This window comes from Pseudomonas sp. BP8, from assembly GCF_017875955.1.
Taxonomy (GTDB): domain Bacteria; phylum Pseudomonadota; class Gammaproteobacteria; order Pseudomonadales; family Pseudomonadaceae; genus Aquipseudomonas.
This window is the reverse complement of the sequence record NZ_JAGINK010000001.1, coordinates 4,259,461-4,273,074: the sequence shown is the minus strand read 5'-3', so window position 1 is coordinate 4,273,074 and position 13,614 is coordinate 4,259,461. Positions and strand designations below refer to the sequence as shown.

Here is a 13,614-nt window from a genome sequence, read left to right as displayed (position 1 = left end):
TGATTGAGCTCAGCCATGGTGCTCAGGCAAAGCTGGCGAAATGCGCCTGCATCCGCTCGGCATCCGCCGGTTGGCCACTGAACAGTTCAAACGCCTTGACCGCCTGGAACACCGCCATGTTACCGCCATCCAGCGTGCGGCAGCCCAGCGCCCGGGCATGGCGCAACAAGGCGGTCTCGAGCGGGAAGTAGATGATCTCTGCGACCCACAGGCGGGCATGCAGGAGCTCCACCGGCAACGGCGTACCGGGCAGTTTGGCCATGCCCACCGGCGTGGTGTTGACCAGGCCATCGGCCTCGGCCAAGGCACTGGCCAGATCGCTGCCCAGCACGGCGCGTACAGTGCCGAAATGCGCGTTGAGGTTGTCGACCAGGGCTTGTCCGCGCACGGCATCGACTTCGAACAACACCAGCCGCTCGACGCCTTCACCAAGCAGGGCATGCGCCACTGCGGCACCGGCACCGCCTGCACCCATCTGCACCACCTGACGGCGGGCGACATCGCCTAGCCCGCGGCGGAAACCTTCGGCAAAGCCCAGGCAATCAGTATTGTGACCAACCCGCTTGCCGTCCTTGAGCACCACAGTGTTTACCGCGCCAATGCCACGGGCCTCATCGGACAGTTCATCGAGCAGGGGCAGGATCGACTGCTTGAACGGATAGGTGATGTTCAGGCCGGTGAAACCGGTGCGCTGGGCGGCGTCGAGCAGGCCGGGCAGGGCGCTGTCGTCCAGGCCCAACTGATCGGCGTCGATCAGCCGGTAGAGATAGCGCAGCGACTGCGCATCGCCTTCGCGTTCGTGCATGGCCGGGGTGCGCGAGGCCTGGATGCCGCGGCCGATCAGGCCCGCGAGAATACTGTGCTGGCTCATGCCGCCTGCTCCTTGAGCAGTTGTCCGAAGTGGGCCAATGCCAAGCGGTAGCCGTGGCTGCCCAGGCCGCAGATCACACCAACGGCGATCGACGAGACGAACGAGATATGACGGAACGGTTCACGTTTGTGAACGTTGGACAAGTGCACTTCGATCACGGGCAGTTCGCACGCCACCAGTGCGTCGCGGATGGCCACCGAGGTGTGGGTCCAAGCGCCGGGGTTGATGAGGATGCCGGCGCAGCGGCCGCGCGCAGCGTGAATCCAGTCGATCAGCTCGCCTTCGTGGTTGGTCTGGCGGAATTCGAGTTCCAGGCCCAGGTCTCGGGCGGTTTCAGCGCAGCCGTTGGCAACATCGGCGAGGGTTTCACGGCCGTATTGTTCAGGTTCGCGGGTGCCGAGCATGTTCAGATTAGGGCCGTTGAGCACGAGAATTCGGGGCGTCATGGCAAAGGTCGCTTTGTTGTTGTTGAATACGCCGATCTTTGTACCATCCGGTTAATTCGTCAATTGCCTAGAGATTTTCCTGGCTAAAACGGGGCGATTATCGAACGTCGCGTGGTGGCTGGTCTGGCCTCTTCGCGGGGCAAGCCCGCTCCTACAGGATTCGGGGCTGTCCAGGTAGCGGGCACGGCCGCAAATCCTGTAGGAGCGGGCTTGCCCCGCGAAGAGGCCAGACCAGCCCCTGCAAAACCCACATTACAAAAATGTAATCCCACCGCCACCCCCCCGATACCAACGCCTTTCTAGAGTCCCTCGCCAACGCCCGCCGACGAGGACCTGTAACGTGCCGTGCCATCGTGCCATCCCCCGCAAGAGCGCCGTGCTCTGTCTATTGCTGAGCGTACTCGCCGCACCCGGCCTGCAAGCGCAGAGCCTGAGCCTGGCGCAGGCGCTCGACGCCGCTTTCGCGCAAAGCCCCGAACTTGCGGCGGTCGGCCGCGAGATCGGCATTGCCGAGGGTGAGCGGCGCCAGGCTGGGCTGATTCCCAACCCGGAGCTGTCCTGGGAAGTCGAAGACACCCGCCGGTCCACCAGCACCACCACCGTTACCCTGAGCCAGGCGCTGGAACTGGGTGGCAAGCGTGGCGCGCGGATTGCGGTGGCCGGCGCCGGGCAAAACCTGGCCCAGCTGGCGCTGGAGCGCCAGCGCAATGAACTGCGCGCGGACGTCGTCCAGGCCTACCACGCCGCCCTGCGGGCACAGACCGCGCAGGCATTGGCGGAGCAATCGCAGACCCTCACCGAACGCGGCCTGCGGGTAGTCGACGGGCGGGTCAAGGCGGGCCAGTCCTCGCCTGTCGAAGCCACCCGTGCCCGCGTTCAGCTGGCGCAGGCCCAGGCGCAGGTTCGGCGCGCCGTGTCCGCCCGGCTGGTAGCCAACCAGGCCCTGGCCCGCTTGACCGGCAGTGCACACGCCGGGTTCGACCGGCTCGATGCCGCGAGCCTCTCGCCGGGCCCGGCGCCACAGGCCGAAGCTCTTCTTGGCAAGCTTGAACAGACCGCGGACTGGCGCCTGGCGCAGGCGCAGATCAGCCGTAGCGAGGCCTCGCTCGGCTCGGAGCAGGCCCAACGCATCCCCAACCTCACCGTCAGCGTCGGTAGCCAGTACAGCCGCGAGGACCGCGAGCGAGTCAACGTGGTCGGGCTATCGATGCCACTGCCGTTGTTCGACCGCAACCAAGGCAACGTGATGGCCGCTGCCCGCCGTGCCGATCAGGCCCGTGACCTGCGCAACGGCGTCGAGCTGCGCCTGCGCAGTGACACCCGCAGTGCCCTCAGCCAGTGGGCCACGGCCATGCAGGAGGTCGAGGCGTATGACCAAGCGATCCTGCCTTCGGCCCAGCAGGCGGTTGATACCGCGACGCGCGGTTTTGAGATGGGCAAGTTCGCCTTTCTCGACGTGCTCGATGCCCAGCGCACCCTGATTGATGCGCGGGGTTTGTACCTCGAGGCATTGGCATCGGCAACCGACGCGCGGGCGCAGGTCGAGCGGATTTATGGCGAGCTGCTGCAGCCGCAGCCGTGAAGTGCTGGGGCCGCCTGGTGGCCGCCTGAAGCGTTGCAATGATTTCCTGGGAGTACCAATGAACAACTCACGCAAGATCGCAATTGTGCTCGCCACCGTCGTGGTACTGGGCGTCGGTGGCCTGGCCTGGACCGGCAACTTGAGCAGCGCCGCTTCCGGCCATGCCGAACACGATGACCACGGCGAAGAAAATCACGCTCACGGCGAACAAGCCGACGAGCACGAGGAGGAAGGCCAACTGCACCTGTCGGGCGCGCAGATCACCGCCGCCGGCATTCAGCTGGCCGATGCCGGCCCGCGCGCACTCGGCACATCGATCAGCTTTCCCGGCGAAGTGCGCTTCGACGAGGACCGCACTGCCCATGTGGTGCCGCGGGTGCCTGGCGTGGTCGAGTCGGTCCACGCCAATCTGGGCCAGGCGGTCAAGCGCGGGCAGGTCCTGGCGGTGATCGCCAGCCAGCAGATCTCCGAACTTCGCAGTGAGCAACAGGCCGCCGAGCGCCGCCTCGAACTGGCCAGGCTGACCTTCAAGCGCGAGCAGCAGCTATGGCAAGAGCGGATCAGCGCCGAGCAAGACTACCTGCAAGCGCGCCAGGCCCTGCAAGAGGCCGAGATCGCCTTGAACAATGCTCGGCAGAAAGTCGCCGCCGTTGCCCCGGCGGGCAGCGGTAATCGCTACGAACTGCGCGCGCCCTTCGATGCCGTGGTGGTGGAGAAGCACCTGAGCCTGGGCGAAGTCGTCGATGAGAGCAGCAACGCCTTTACTTTGTCCGACCTTAGCCGGGTCTGGGCGACTTTCGCCGTGGCACCGCGCGACCTGGCCAAGGTCACCCAAGGGCGCAAGGTTACCGTGACTGCGCCAGACCTCGGCGCGCAGGTCGAGGGCGAGGTCAACTACGTCGGCAGTCTGCTCGGCGAGCAGAACCGCGCAGCGACCGTCCGCGTCACCCTGGCCAATCCCAACGGCGCCTGGCGGCCGGGGTTGTTTGTCAATGTGGCGGTGAGTGTCGAACGCTTCGACGCTGCCGTGGTGGTGCCAGACACCGCCCTGCAGACCTGGGAAGAGCAGACCGTGGTGTTCGCCCGCACCGAGCAGGGCTTTCAGGTTCATCCGGTCAAGACCGGCCGCCGCGACGCCGGCCAGGTGGAAATTACCGACGGCCTGAGCGCCGGCAGCCAAGTGGCCGCCGTGGGCAGCTTCGTCCTCAAGTCCGAGCTCGGCAAGGGTTCTGCCGAGCACAGCCACTGATCAGGGGACGCCTGCATGTTTGAACGCATCATTCAATTTGCCATCGAGCAACGCCTGGTGGTGATGCTCGCGGTGCTGCTGATGGCTGCCGTCGGGGTTCACAGCTACCAGCAGCTACCGATCGACGCCGTGCCTGACATTACCAACGTCCAGGTGCAGATCAACACCGCGGCGCCCGGGTATTCACCGTTGGAAACCGAGCAGCGGGTCACCTTCGCCATCGAGACGGCCATGGCCGGCCTGCCTGGCCTCAAGCAGACCCGCTCGCTGTCGCGTTCGGGCTTGTCGCAGGTGACGGTGATCTTTGCCGATGGCACCGACCTGTTCTTCGCCCGGCAACTGGTCAACGAGCGCCTGCAGGTTGCCCGCAGCCAGTTGCCCGAGGGCATCGACGCGGCCATGGGGCCGATTTCCACCGGCCTGGGCGAGATCTTCCTGTGGACGGTCGAGGCCGAGCAGGGCGCGCTCAAGGACGACGGCACGCCGTATACGCCCACCGACCTGCGGGTGATCCAGGACTGGATCATCAAGCCGCAGTTGCGCAATGTGCCGGGCGTGGCCGAGGTCAACAGCATCGGCGGCCATGCCAAGCAGTACTTGATCGCACCGGATCTCAAGCGCCTGGCCGCCTACAAGCTGACCCTCAATGACCTGGTCGGCGCCCTCGAGCGCAACAACGCCAACGTCGGCGCGGGCTACATCGAGCGCAACGGCGAGCAGTTGCTGATCCGCGCGCCGGGCCAGGTAGCCTCGATCAATGACATCGCCAATGTGGTGATCGCCAGTGCCGAGGGCGCGCCGATCCGCATCAGCCATGTCGCAGAAGTCGGCCTGGGTCAGGAGCTGCGCTCAGGCGCCGCCACCGAAAACGGCCGTGAAGTGGTGCTCGGCACGGTGTTCATGCTGATCGGCGAGAACAGCCGGACGGTCTCTCAGGCCGTCGCCGCCAAGCTGGTCGAAATCAACCGCAGCCTGCCCAAGGGCGTGCATGCGGTGACGGTCTACGACCGCACCAACCTGGTCGAAAAAGCCATCGCCACGGTCAAGAAGAACCTTGTCGAAGGGGCGATTCTGGTGATTGCCGTGCTGTTCCTGTTCCTTGGCAATATTCGTGCGGCGCTGATCACGGCCATGGTCATTCCGCTGTCGATGTTGTTCACCTTCACTGGCATGTTCAGCAACAAGGTCAGCGCCAACCTGATGAGCCTCGGCGCCCTGGACTTCGGCATCATCGTCGATGGCGCAGTGGTGATCGTCGAGAACGCCATCCGCCGCCTGGCCCACGCCCAGCAGCGCCATGGTCGCATGCTCAGCCGCAGCGAACGCTTCCATGAGGTATTCGCTGCCGCTCGCGAGGCGCGCCGGCCGCTGATCTACGGTCAGTTGATCATCATGGTGGTGTACCTGCCGATCTTTGCCCTGACCGGGGTCGAGGGCAAGATGTTCCACCCGATGGCCTTCACTGTCGTGCTGGCACTGCTCGGTGCGATGATCCTCTCGGTCACCTTCGTCCCGGCAGCGCTGGCCTTGTTCGTCACCGGCAAGGTCAAGGAAGAAGAGGGCCTGCTGATGCGCACTGCCCGCCAGCGCTATGCGCCGGTGCTCGGCTGGGTGCTGGGCAAGCGCAACCTGGCCTTTGCCGGCGCCGCTAGCCTGGTGCTGCTGTCGGGGCTGATGGCCAGCCGTATGGGCAGTGAGTTCATCCCCAGCCTCAGTGAAGGTGATTTCGCCCTGCAAGCGTTGCGCGTGCCCGGCACCAGCCTGAGCGAGTCGGTGCAGATGCAGCAGCGCCTTGAGCAGGCGATCATTGCCCAGGTGCCCGAGGTCGAGCGGGTGTTCGCCCGTACCGGCACCGCTGAAATCGCCTCCGACCCGATGCCGCCGAACATCTCCGATGCCTACGTCATGCTCAAGCCTCGCGAGCAATGGGCTGACCCAGGCAAGCCGCGCGAAACCCTGATTGGCGAAGTGCAGCGTGCCGCCGCCGGGGTGCCGGGGAGCAACTATGAGATGTCGCAGCCGATTCAGTTGCGCTTCAACGAGCTGATCTCTGGGGTGCGCAGCGATGTTGCCGTGAAAGTCTTCGGTGATGACATGGACACGCTCAACCGCACCGCCGCGCAGATCGCCGCCACCCTGCAGCAGGTGCCAGGCGCATCCGAGGTAAAAACCGAGCAGACCAGCGGCCTGCCGGTGCTGACGATTGAGATCGACCGTGACAAGGCGGCCCGTTATGGCCTGAACGTCGGCGATGTACAGGACGCCATCGCTGTTGCCGTGGGCGGGCGCACGGCCGGCACCCTGTACGAAGGCGACCGCCGCTTCGACATGGTGGTACGTTTGCCCGAAGCGGTGCGCACGGATCTTGAAGGGTTGCACAGCCTGCTGATTCCGGTGCCGGCAAGTGCCTCTGCCAGCGCGGCGCAGATCGGTTTCATTCCGCTGGCACAGGTGGCGAGCCTGAACGTGCAGCTGGGGCCGAACCAGGTCAGCCGCGAGGACGGCAAGCGCGTGGTAGTGGTCAGCGCCAACGTGCGCGGGCGTGACCTGGGCTCGTTCGTCGAGCAGGCCCAACAAACCCTGATCGACCAGGTGCAGATCCCGCCGGGCTACTGGACCCGCTGGGGCGGGCAGTTCGAGCAACTGCAGTCGGCGGCGCAGCGGTTGCAGATCGTGGTGCCGGTTGCACTGTTGCTGGTCATGGCGCTGTTGCTGATGATGTTCAACAACCTCAAGGACGGCTTGCTGGTGTTCACCGGGATTCCGTTTGCCCTGACCGGAGGGGTGCTGGCGCTGTGGCTGCGGGATATCCCGCTGTCGATTTCCGCCGGGGTCGGTTTTATCGCCCTGTCCGGGGTGGCGGTGCTCAATGGTTTGGTGATGATTGCCTTTATCCGCACCTTGCGTGAGCAGGGGCGACCATTGCAGTCAGCGATCGAAGAGGGCGCCCTGACGCGCCTGCGACCGGTACTGATGACAGCGTTGGTGGCGTCCTTGGGCTTTATTCCAATGGCGCTGGCCACGGGCACCGGGGCCGAGGTACAGCGGCCGCTGGCGACGGTGGTGATCGGCGGGATTCTGTCATCGACGGTGCTCACTTTGCTGGTATTGCCAGCGCTGTATCAGTGGGCACATCGGCGCGAGGCATAAACCCCGGGCCTGCTGCGAGTCGGATCGCCGCTCCTACAGAACTAACGCTATCTCATAGATTTAGCAGAACCCTGTAGGAGCGGGCTTGTCCCGCGAAGAGGCCGGCACTGCAACGCAAGCCTCAATTTCCTCAAGCGTGCAACTAGACCACCGCGCCAGCTTGCCCTTGCGGCACCTCGTCATGCAGCGAAATCCGCGACGTCTCCGGCAACGCCAACCCACCGATCAACGCCACCAAGGCAATCACCACCAGGTAGAACGCCGGGGCCAGGCTGCTGCCGGTCTGCCCGATCAGCCAGGTCGCGACCAACGGCGCGGTACCGCCGAACAACGTGTAGGCCACGTTGTAGGTAATCGCCGAAGCGGTGTAACGGGTTCGGGTAGGGAAACTCTCCGACAGCAATGCTGCCGTCACGACCCCGCTGGACAACGCCCCAACCGCGAGCAAAATCACCCCCAGCAACGCCCCCGACATCGACCCGGAGCTGGCCAGCCAGTACGCCGGGAACACCGCCAGCATCACCCACAGGCAGGTAAAGCCGATGGTCCTGCGGCGCCCGATCCGGTCGGACAAGGCCCCGGCCAGCGGGCATCCAGCCGCGGCAAACAGCAACGCCACGGTGGTTACCAGCAGCGACTGGGCGCGGGTCAGGTTGCCGACCAACTGCAGGTAGGTGGCGAAATACGTGGTGAACATATAGAACGACAACGCCGTGAGCGAGATGAACGCGCCCAGGTTGCGGATCGCCCGGCCATGGTTGCGCAGCGTCGCCTTGAGCGGCGAGTGAACGTGCTCCTTGCCCTCGGCCAAGGCGGCGCGGAACGCCGGGGTTTCTTCCATGCGCCAGCGCAGGTACAAGCCGACCAGGCCCAGTGGCGCGGCGATCAGGAACGGCACCCGCCAGCCCCAACTGTTCATTGCTTCCGCGCTCAGGCTGGCTTCCAGGCCGTAGGCGATCACCGCTGCACAGGCGAATGCGGAGAAGGTCGACACCGGCACGAAACTGCCATAGAACGCACGTTTGTCGCTGGGCGCGTGCTCCATCAGGTAAGCGCAGGCACCGGCGTACTCACCGCCGGCGGAGAAGCCTTGCAGGCAGCGCGCCAGGGTCAGCAGGATCGGCGCCGCCAGGCCAATGCTGGCATAGGTTGGCAACAGCCCGATCAGGGTGGTGGAGCCCGCCATCAGCAGGATGGTCATCGACAGGATGCGCTTGCGCCCGAGCCGGTCACCCAGCGCGCCGAAGACAATCCCACCCAGCGGGCGCAGGGCGAAGGCCACGGCGAACACGGCAAAGGTCTTCAGCAGACCGGCGCTGGGGTCGGAGCTGGCGAAGAACTGGCTGGCGATCAGCGTGGCCAGGAAACCGTAGACGGCGAAGTCGAACCATTCGACGAAGTTGCCGATGGCCGAGGCGGCGATTACCCGGCGCAGTGTAGCGGGGGATACCTCATGGGGTGTGGACATGCGCAGACGCTCCGTTTTCCATTGGCAGTCTGGTTGGAAGTGCCGCGGTCGGGCCGCGTCATCGTTGTTATGGTTTCCAGTAGACCGACAGGTGATACGGCGCGCATCTTCGTGGGCGACATTGGGATATCTGTTTCAACCATCGTGGCCTCTTCGCGGGGCAAGCCCGCTCCTACAGGCTTTGTGAAAGAGGCCGGTTCAGGCAATACCCTTTCAAACGGAAAACACCACCCCCGTACGCGACGCGGCATTGCGTATATGCTCCTGCATCGCCCGCTGCGCCCCCAACTGCGAGCGGCGGGTCAAAGCCCGCAGGATCCGGGTGTGCTCCTGCCACGTTTCCATCGCCCGCTCCGGGCGAATGAACGGCAGCTTCTGGCTCTCGAGAAAGATGTCCTGGCTGGCCGTGATCACATGCAGCATCGCCCGGTTGCCACCGGCTTGCAGCAAGGCCTGGTGAAAGGCGAAATCGAGCCGCGCCGCCGCCTCGAAATTACCGACACGCAACTCCTGGCGCATGGCATCGACGTTCGCTGCAAGCCGATCCAGATCATCGGCGGTGAGGTTCAGCGCCGCCTGCCCGGCCGCAAAACCCTCCAGGGCGTAACGCAACTGAAAGGTGTCCGCCGCGGACACCTGTTCGGCATACGGCCAACTGAAGCCTACCGCGGCCTGCGCCTGCGGCGCCTGGACAAACACGCCCTTGCCCGGTTGCACACTGACCAGTCCCAGCGCACTCAACGATGACAACGCCTCGCGCAGGGAAGCCCGACTGACGCCAAGCTGGTCGGCCAGGTCGCGCTGCGAGGGCAGCGCATCACCGGGCAGGTAGCCGCCGTTCTCGATCAGTTTGCGGATCGCCTGCAGGGCGATTTCCGGGACGGCGCGGGGCAGGGTGTCGAGCATGCAGTTCAGACCGGTCAGAGGGCGATAGTCGACCCTTTTACGGGCTATCAGCCGAGCTGGCAAGCCTTGCCCCGCGCTGGCGCAGACGCACCAGCAGATGCACGAATGCGGGGCGCTGCCGGCCCGGGCCGAGCCCTGCCGGGGGCAACTGTTCAGACCAGTAAGACCTTGCCGCAGAGGGCCTGCAGGTGCGTTTCAGCCACTCTGGCATGGCCCGTGCACTGGCCATTCGCACTGATCTCTCCACACCCCCACGAGGCTTGTGCATGACTATGTTCCGCTCCCTGTTCCTGGCCACCCTGTTCTGCGGCACGACCCTGGCGCTGCCTCAGGTTCACGCGGACGCCCTCGCCGACATCACCGCCCGTGGCGTGCTGAAAGTGGCCGTGCCGCAAGACTTCCCGCCGTTCGGTTCAGTCGGCCCCGACCTCAAGCCCCGTGGTCTGGATATCGACACCGCGCAGCTGCTGGCCGACAAGCTTGGCGTCAAGCTGGCCCTGACCCCGGTCAACAGCACCAACCGCATTCCGTTTCTCACCACCGGCAAGGTCGACCTGGTGATCTCCAGCCTGGGCAAGAACCCCGAGCGCGCCGCGGTAATCGACTTCTCGCGGCCGTATGCCCCGTTCTACCTGGCCGTGTTCGGCCCCGCCGAGGCGCAGGTCGACAGCATCGAAGCCATCGCCGGCAAGACCATCAGCGTCACCCGTGGCTCGATCGAAGACATGGAACTCTCGGCCGTGGCCCCCAAGGGCGCGACCATCAAGCGCTTTGAAGACAACAACTCGACCATCGCCGCCTACCTCGCCGGCCAGGTCGAGCTGATCGCCAGCGGCAGCGTGGTGATGTCGGCAATTGCCGAAAAGAACCCGGCCAAGGTGCCGGTGATGAAGGTCAAGCTCAAGGATTCGCCGGTCTACGTTGGCCTGGCCAAGCAGGAGCAGGCGCTGCTCGACAAGGTCAACGCCACCCTGGATGCCGCCAAGGCTGATGGCAGCCTCAACCGCAATGCCGAGAAATGGCTCAAGCAGCCACTCCCGGCTGACCTTTGACCGGCCTCTGGAGTCGCTGATCAATGGCCTATCAATTTGAATTCGCCCCGGTCCTGGCGCACGCTGACCTGTTGCTCAAAGGCGCACTGTTCACCTTGCAACTGACCGTGGTCGGCACTGTGCTCGGGCTGGCCATCGGCGTGCTCGGCGCGGTGGTACGTGCCTGGCGGCTGCGGCCGTTCGATGCACTGTTCGGCGTGTACGTGGAGCTGATCCGCAACACGCCGTTCATTGTCCAGTTGTTCTTCATCTTCTTCGGCCTGCCGGCGCTGGGTGTGCGCCTCAGCGAGTGGCAGGCAGCCGTGCTGGCCATGGTGATCAACCTCGGCGCCTACTCAACCGAAATCATCCGCGCCGGCATCATGGCGATCCCCAAGGGCCAGCTGGAAGCCGCCGCAGCGTTGGCCATGACGCGCCTCGAAGCGTTCCGCCATGTGGTGCTGCAACCGGCGTTGGCCAAGGTCTGGCCAGCGCTGACCAGCCAGATCGTGATCGTCATGCTCGGCTCGGCGGTATGTTCGCAGATTGCCACCGAAGAGCTGTCGTTTGCCGCCAACTTCATCCAGTCGCGCAACTTTCGCGCCTTCGAGACTTACCTGCTGACCACTGCCTTGTACCTGCTCATGGCAATTGCCGTGCGCCAGTTGCTGATCTGGCTCGGCCAGCGCTTTCTGATGGGGCGACGCTGATGGACTTCACCTTGTGGGATATCGTGCGCAACCTGCTGATCGGGCTGCAATGGACCTTGCTGCTGTCGCTGGTGGCGTTTGTCTGCGGGGGCATCGCCGGTTTGCTGCTATTGATCGCGCGCATTGGCGAAAACCGCTACCTGCGGGGACTGGCCCGCGGCTACATCGAGCTTTTTCAGGGCACGCCACTGCTGATGCAGTTGTTCATGGTGTTTTTCGGCATCGCCCTGTTCGGCATCGACGTCTCGGCCTGGATGGCGGCGGCGATTGCCCTGACGCTGTTCACCAGTGCATTTCTCGCCGAGATCTGGCGCGGTTGTGTCGAGTCGATCCCTGACGGGCAATGGGAAGCCTCCGGCAGTTTGGCGATGACTCGCCTGGAGCAGTTGCGCCACGTGATCCTGCCGCAGGCCATGCGCATTGCCATTGCGCCGACGGTGGGCTTTTCGGTGCAGGTGGTCAAGGGCACCGCAGTCACCTCGATCATCGGCTTTACCGAACTGACCAAGACCGGCGGCATGCTCGCCAACGCCACCTTCGAACCCTTCCTGACCTACGGCCTGGTGGCTGTCGGTTACTTCATCCTCTGCTATCCGCTCTCGCTGAGCGCCCGTTACCTGGAAAGGAGGCTGCATGCCCCTGCTTAGAGTGTCCGCGTTGCACAAGTATTACGGCGACAACCATGTGCTCAAGGGCGTCGACCTGAGTATCGAAGAAGGCGAAGTGGTCGCCATCATTGGCCGCAGTGGTTCGGGCAAGAGCACCTTCCTGCGCACCCTCAATGGGCTGGAGTCGATCAGCGATGGGGTGATTGAAGTCGATGGCGAGTACATCGACGCCGCGCGTGCCGACTTGCGCAGCTTGCGCCAGAAGGTCGGCATGGTGTTCCAGCAGTTCAACCTGTTCCCGCACCTGACGGTCGGCGAGAACGTCATGTTGGCGCCGCAGGTGGTGAAAAGCACGAGCAAGGCCGAGGCGCGCGCCTTGGCTGAGCAGATGCTTGAGCGCGTTGGCCTGGGTGAGAAGTTCGATGCCTACCCTGACCGCCTCTCCGGTGGTCAGCAGCAGCGCGTGGCGATTGCCCGCGCATTGGCGATGTCGCCCAAGGTGCTGTTGTGCGACGAGATCACCTCGGCGCTCGATCCCGAGCTGGTCAACGAAGTACTGGGCGTGGTGCGCCAACTGGCCAAGGAAGGCATGACCCTGATCATGGTCACCCACGAGATGCGCTTCGCCCGCGAAGTGGGTGACAAGCTGGTGTTCATGCATCAAGGCAAGGTGCACGAGATGGGCAACCCGCGCGAAGTATTCGCCGCGCCGCAGACGGCGGAACTGGCCAATTTCATTGGAGCAGTGGCTGCGGCGTCCTGACACGCACCACTTGCCAGATCAAGGCCGGCCGACTTTCCAAGGCGCGTATTCGACCAGCGAAAAGCCTTCTATTTTGCCCTGCGGGTCCAAGGCAAACCCGGGCATGCGCTGCAGGTTCAACGCCATGCACGCGCTGCTCAGGCGCGCCTGCAGGCCGCCGTCCATACGAAAGGCATCGGCCCGCACTGCGCTAGGGCGCAGCTCGACCATGCAGCCCTGGACCTTGCCCAGCGCATCGGCCTGATAGCGGATGACCGCGACCCCGATGCTGTCTACTGGCTGTTCGCGAAGCAACTGCTGCCAGAAGAACTCGCGCTGCTCCTGACGCACCGACCAGGCACTGTTCACCGACTGCTGCGGGTTGGACGCAGGCATCAGGATCAGCGGCGCGACGATTTCCACGGTACCGTCCTTCTCCCGCGCTGCGGCAGGTGCGGCTGGGTAAATGGTTTTCCAGCACTGCGCCTCGACCGCCGTGGCCAGGCGCTTGAAGTCGGAGCGTTGAGCGCTGGCGGGTAGCAGATTGGCCAGCTTCGGCCCCGGCACCTTGGCCGCGCAGGCCACCGGCTCGTTAGCTTGGTTCAGGCTGATGTGCAGTTGCACTGCGCCGACCAGCGTGCCGCGCACGGCATTGGCGATGTTCGATTGCAGGGTTTGCTGCATGTCGGTCATGAACTGCTGCATGACCTGCGGATCAACCGGCTCAGGGGTTTCTGTGCTGGTCGAAGAAGGGCTTTGGCAACCTGCCAGGGCTAGCAGGGACAGCAACGCAAAGGAGTGTTTTTTCAACACGACGACTTCCTTGAATGAACAGGCTGGGACGTTCATGT

Annotated in this window: 12 protein-coding genes; 7 read left to right on the top strand and 5 right to left on the bottom strand. The window is 64.5% G+C overall.

Annotated features, from left to right (window positions below; translation table 11 throughout):
- Positions 1–22 precede the first annotated feature (22 nt).
- Together J3B00_RS18610 and aroQ are read right to left on the bottom strand one after the other, a co-directional pair.
- The gene (locus J3B00_RS18610) at positions 23–871 is read right to left on the bottom strand and encodes a shikimate dehydrogenase (protein WP_209869986.1); all 849 of its coding nucleotides are present in this window, start codon (positions 869–871) and stop codon (positions 23–25) included.
- Entirely contained in the window at positions 868–1,317 is a 450-nt protein-coding gene (aroQ, locus tag J3B00_RS18605; RefSeq protein ID WP_209869983.1) for a type II 3-dehydroquinate dehydratase, read from the bottom strand. Before aroQ ends, J3B00_RS18610 begins: the two co-directional genes overlap by 4 nt.
- Positions 1,318–1,657: 340 nt before the next feature.
- On the opposite strand from aroQ, the gene J3B00_RS18600 reads away from it, so the two are divergent.
- From J3B00_RS18600 to J3B00_RS18590, 3 genes are read left to right on the top strand one after another with little or no spacing between them, the layout of a single operon-like run.
- Positions 1,658–2,899, top strand: a complete 1,242-nt coding sequence (locus J3B00_RS18600) for a TolC family protein (protein WP_348635963.1) — start codon at positions 1,658–1,660, stop codon at positions 2,897–2,899.
- Positions 2,900–2,957: 58 nt separating this feature from the next.
- On the top strand, positions 2,958–4,148 hold the full coding sequence (locus J3B00_RS18595) for an efflux RND transporter periplasmic adaptor subunit (protein WP_209869980.1): 1,191 nt from the start codon (positions 2,958–2,960) through the stop codon (positions 4,146–4,148).
- A gap of 15 nt (positions 4,149–4,163) precedes the next feature.
- Positions 4,164–7,298 (top strand): CusA/CzcA family heavy metal efflux RND transporter, encoded by a 3,135-nt coding sequence (locus J3B00_RS18590; protein WP_209869977.1) that lies wholly within the window; start codon positions 4,164–4,166, stop codon positions 7,296–7,298.
- Positions 7,299–7,440: 142 nt separating this feature from the next.
- Here the strand turns inward: J3B00_RS18590 and J3B00_RS18585 are convergent, their stop codons facing one another.
- Positions 7,441–8,766, bottom strand: a complete 1,326-nt coding sequence (locus J3B00_RS18585; RefSeq protein WP_209869974.1) for an MFS transporter — start codon at positions 8,764–8,766, stop codon at positions 7,441–7,443.
- A 213-nt stretch (positions 8,767–8,979) separates the two neighbouring features.
- Positions 8,980–9,672, bottom strand: coding sequence for a FadR/GntR family transcriptional regulator (locus tag J3B00_RS18580; protein ID WP_209869971.1), 693 nt, complete (start codon positions 9,670–9,672; stop codon positions 8,980–8,982).
- 266 nt (positions 9,673–9,938) lie between these two features.
- On the opposite strand from J3B00_RS18580, the gene J3B00_RS18575 reads away from it, so the two are divergent.
- Genes J3B00_RS18575 through J3B00_RS18560 form a run of 4 tightly spaced genes read left to right on the top strand, consistent with a single transcriptional unit; the run spans position 9,939 to position 12,784 of the window.
- A complete protein-coding gene (locus J3B00_RS18575) occupies positions 9,939–10,724 on the top strand; it encodes a transporter substrate-binding domain-containing protein (RefSeq protein ID WP_209869968.1) in 786 nt (261 codons plus the stop codon).
- 23 nt (positions 10,725–10,747) lie between these two features.
- The gene (locus J3B00_RS18570) at positions 10,748–11,413 is read left to right on the top strand and encodes an amino acid ABC transporter permease (protein WP_209869965.1); all 666 of its coding nucleotides are present in this window, start codon (positions 10,748–10,750) and stop codon (positions 11,411–11,413) included.
- Entirely contained in the window at positions 11,410–12,060 is a 651-nt protein-coding gene (locus J3B00_RS18565; RefSeq protein WP_209874979.1) for an amino acid ABC transporter permease, read from the top strand. The genes J3B00_RS18570 and J3B00_RS18565 overlap by 4 nt, the downstream gene beginning before the upstream one ends.
- A complete protein-coding gene (locus J3B00_RS18560) occupies positions 12,047–12,784 on the top strand; it encodes an amino acid ABC transporter ATP-binding protein (RefSeq protein ID WP_209869962.1) in 738 nt (245 codons plus the stop codon). Before J3B00_RS18565 ends, J3B00_RS18560 begins: the two co-directional genes overlap by 14 nt.
- Before the next feature lie 18 nt (positions 12,785–12,802).
- Here the strand turns inward: J3B00_RS18560 and J3B00_RS18555 are convergent, their stop codons facing one another.
- Positions 12,803–13,612 (bottom strand): hypothetical protein, encoded by an 810-nt coding sequence (locus J3B00_RS18555; protein WP_245362585.1) that lies wholly within the window; start codon positions 13,610–13,612, stop codon positions 12,803–12,805.
- Between the last annotated feature and the right edge of the window lie 2 nt (positions 13,613–13,614).